This is a genomic window from Microbacterium sp. (genome assembly GCF_036277215.1).
Classification (GTDB): domain Bacteria; phylum Actinomycetota; class Actinomycetes; order Actinomycetales; family Microbacteriaceae; genus Microbacterium.
Map to the genome: position 1 here is coordinate 1 of NZ_DASUNI010000234.1, position 2213 is coordinate 2213.

General features: G+C 71.0%; 1 protein-coding gene and 1 pseudogene. One reads left to right on the forward strand and one right to left on the reverse strand.

All coding sequences use genetic code 11. From position 1 onward, the window contains the following. Positions 1 to 190 precede the first annotated feature (190 nt). Positions 191 to 1156, reverse strand: a complete 966-nt coding sequence (gene pheA / locus VFX99_RS11640; RefSeq protein ID WP_329666457.1) for a prephenate dehydratase — start codon at positions 1154 to 1156, stop codon at positions 191 to 193. 193 nt (positions 1157 to 1349) lie between these two features. Between pheA and VFX99_RS11645 the strand changes: the two are divergent. Further along, a pseudogene (locus VFX99_RS11645) lies at positions 1350 to 2213 on the forward strand (phosphoglucomutase); the annotation flags it as partial.

The window sequence follows — 2213 nt, forward strand, 5'->3', positions numbered from 1 at the left end:
GGCGAGCCCGAGCTCTGAACCCCCGCGCACCGCGGCGGCCCGGCGCCGGCGCATCCGCGCTTCCGCAGTTCTTCGAAGATCTGCATAAAGACGGTCGCATCCGGGACCGCGACTCGGAGATCGTGCAGATCTCCGAGGAACTGCGGAAGAGCGGATGCCGCCGGCGCCGGGGGCCGCGGTGCCCGGCGCTTCAGAGCTCGGGCTCGCCGCTCAGCAGCCCCCGCAGCCAATCGCGCGCCTCGACGAACACGTCGTCGGAGTACCGCTCGGGGTAGCGCACGATCGCGCGGTCGGCCCGCGGGTACGAGCCGAGGAAGACGACCTTCGGACTGAAGCGGCGCAGACCCAGCAGCGCGTCGGCCATGCGCTCGTCCTCGATGTGTCCGTCGGCGTCGATCACGAATCGGTAGCGTCCGAGCGCGTCGCCGATCGGGCGCGACGCGAGCAGCGAGAGGTTGATGCCCCGCGTGGCGAACTGCTCCAGCATCTCAAGCAGGGCGCCGGGGTGGTCGTCGGGCAGCTCGGCGATGAGCGAGGTCTTGTCGGCGCCGGTCGGCGCCGGCGGCGCGACCGTGCGTGCCACGAGCACGAACCGGGTCACCGCGTTCGGGTTGTCGCCGAGGTTGCGCGCGAGCAGCGTGAGGTCGTGGTGCTCGAGGATTCCGGGGGGCGAGATCGCGGCATCCGCATCGCTGGTCCCGTCGAGGAGCCCCATCGCGCTGGACACGTTGCTGGACGCCGGGATGTGCGCGTGCGCGGGCAGCGTGCGCGTGAGCCACTGCAGGCACTGCGCGTACGCGACCGGGTGCGCGGCGATCAGCGAAACGTCCTCGAGCCTGGTGCCGGGGCGGGCGACGAGGACGAAGTCGACCGGGACGAGGTACTCCCCCACGATTCGCAGCCCGGGCATCGTGGCGAGCGCGTCCTGCGCCGTGGACACACCTCCGTCGACGGAGTTCTCGATGGCGATCATCGCGGCATCCGACCGGCCTTCGACGACGTCCGCGAGCGCCTCGCCGACGTTGCGGACGGAGCGCCACTGCTGCTTGCGCGCCTCGGGAACCTGCGCGAGGGCCGCCTCGGTGAACGTGCCGGCGGGCCCCAGGTAGCTGTAGGTGCGGCGCGGGGGGGCCTCAGTCGGGTCGGTGGTCGTCACCCGGACAGCCTAGCCAGCCCATCGAGACTGCAACCGCGGGTCGAGACTGCGGGCGGTACCCACTGTCTCGCCGCCCCGATGCAGTCTCGGCGGCAGGAGGCGGTGGCCGCGGAGACGGGGGACGCAGCTCCCGGGCGACGTCACCCTGAGTCAGACGGGTGCAGATCGCGGCGCCGGTGCCAGACTGGGACCCATGAGCACCCGCGCAGGACTCCCCGCCGAAGCATCCGACCTGATCGACATCGACGAGTTGATCGCCGCCTACTACGACCGCAAGCCGGATGCCGCCATCCCCGAGCAGCGCGTCGCATTCGGCACCAGCGGACACCGCGGATCATCGCTGAGCACCAGCTTCAACGAGGACCACATCCTCGCGACGACCCAGGCGATCGTCGATTACCGCCAATCGCAGGGCATCGGCGGGCCGTTGTTCCTCGGGCGCGACACGCACGGGCTGTCGCTGCCGGCCGAGCGCAGCGCCATCGAGGTGCTGGTCGCGAACGGGGTGGACGTGCGGGTGGACTCCCGCGACTCGTGGGTGCCGACCCCGGCGCTGAGTCACGCGATCCTCGCATACAACCGCGGACGGCCGCTCGACGACCCGGGCCGCTCGGACGGCATCGTCGTCACCCCGAGCCACAATCCGCCGCGCGACGGCGGCTTCAAGTACAACCCGCCGAACGGCGGCCCGGCCGACACCGACGCGACCGGCTGGATCGCCGACCGGGCGAACGAGCTGATCGCCGCGGGGCTGGCGGGCGTACAGCGCACACCCTTCAAAGACATCGACGCGGACGCTCTCGGCGAGTACGACTTCCGCGAGAACTACGTGCGCGACCTCGAGAACATCATCGACATCGAGGCGATCCGCAGCGCCCGGGTGCGGATCGGCGCCGACCCGCTGGGCGGGGCATCCGTCGAGTACTGGGCGCTGATCGCCGAGCACTACGGGCTCGACCTCACGGTCGTGAACCCCGACGTCGATCCGACCTGGCGGTTCATGACTCTGGACTGGGACGAGAAGATCCGCATGGATCCGTCGTCGCCCAGCGCGATG